At 73.5% G+C, this 1,326-nt stretch carries 2 protein-coding genes; one reads left to right on the forward strand and one right to left on the reverse strand.

Annotated elements, in window-relative coordinates:
* Positions 1-502: nitroreductase family protein (locus AC0CYZ_RS05485; RefSeq protein ID WP_472213114.1), on the reverse strand; the 502-nt coding region annotated here is incomplete at its 3' end.
* A gap of 166 nt (positions 503-668) precedes the next feature.
* Here AC0CYZ_RS05485 and AC0CYZ_RS05490 point away from each other — a divergent pair.
* Positions 669-1,326, forward strand: a 658-nt coding sequence (locus AC0CYZ_RS05490; protein ID WP_472213116.1) for an NAD(P)-binding protein, incomplete at its 3' end; no start/stop codon positions are given.

Here is a 1,326-nt window from a genome sequence, read left to right on the forward strand (position 1 = left end):
GGAGCAGCTCCCGGACCTGTGGCTCCACCGCGCACAGCAGCGTCGTCACCGCGCTGCCCACGCCCTGGGCCCGCAGCGCGAGGCAGAGGTTCTGCATCGTCGGGTAGATCGACGCGCCGCCCACCACGGAGAGCCGGCCGAGCTCGGTGTCGGTGGGGTGCAGACCCGAGGTCTCGGCACAGCACACGAGGATCGCCGGCACCGATGCAAGGTGGCGGGCGAAGTGGTCGGCGTCGGTGACGGTCTTCGGCAGGGCGTTGGCCTGCACCGTGCCTGCGCCGATCCCGGCGAAGTAGACCTCCCACATCGGCAGGTACAGGTCGGCCAGCGCCTGCTTGCGCTCGGCGTCCCGGACGACGATCCACTTGACCGGCTGGCGGTTGCCGCCCTGCGGTCCGAAGCGCGCCGCGTCGATCGCCGTGCGCAGCACCTCGTCGGGCACCGGGTCCTCCCGGAAGTACCGGCACGTCCCGGTGGTCCGCATCGCCTCGTCCAGCTCCATCGCCGGGTCTCCTATCAGCGGGTAGGCCAAGGAGTGCTCACCCTGCTGTGGCCCCGGCCACACGTCACGCACCGCCTGCCGGAGCGAGCGGCACTCGCGCCCGCCGAGAAACGGCGGGGCGCCGCTCGCTCCCCACGGTGGCCTACCCGCTGTAAGGTCCGCCGACGTGACCACTGTCGGCCGGACCGGGCTGCGCCGAGCGCTCGACGCGGCGAACGTGCCCTGCCTGACGATGTGTCTGGTGCAACTCACCGGGGATCTGCGCTGGCTCGAGCCGCCCTACGCGCCGACCCGCGCCCGGGGGCTCGACGACCACGACAGCGGCGGCCTCCCCGACGAGGTCCAGGACGAGATCCGCGACGCCCTCGCCGAGGTCCTCGAGGCGGGCGCTCCCCCGGCCCTGCCCGCTCCCCGCGGCGAGCTGCTGCTGCGGATGCTGCGGACCTTCACCGGCGAACCGGTCGGCGACGAGTTCGAGCCGATGATGGCCGAGACCCTCGGCGTCGCCGAGCCCGAGCCCACGCCGCGACCCGACGTCCCACCCGGCACCGACGCCCTCGTCATCGGCGCCGGCGTCGGCGGGCTCCTCGCCGTCGCGACGCTGCGCGCGATGGGCATCGGGGTCACTGCCCTGGAGCGCAACGACGAGGTGGCCGGCACCTGGTGGGAGAACCGCTACCCGGGCGCCGGCGTCGACACCCCCAGCCACCTGTACTCCTACTCGTTCCGGCCGCACCCCTGGTCGACCGCGTTCGGGCGTCGCGGCGAGGTGTTCGACTATCTGCGCGACTACGCCGACGACGCCGACCTGCGCCGCCACATCG

The sequence above is a fragment of the Actinomycetospora sp. genome, assembly GCF_055612215.1.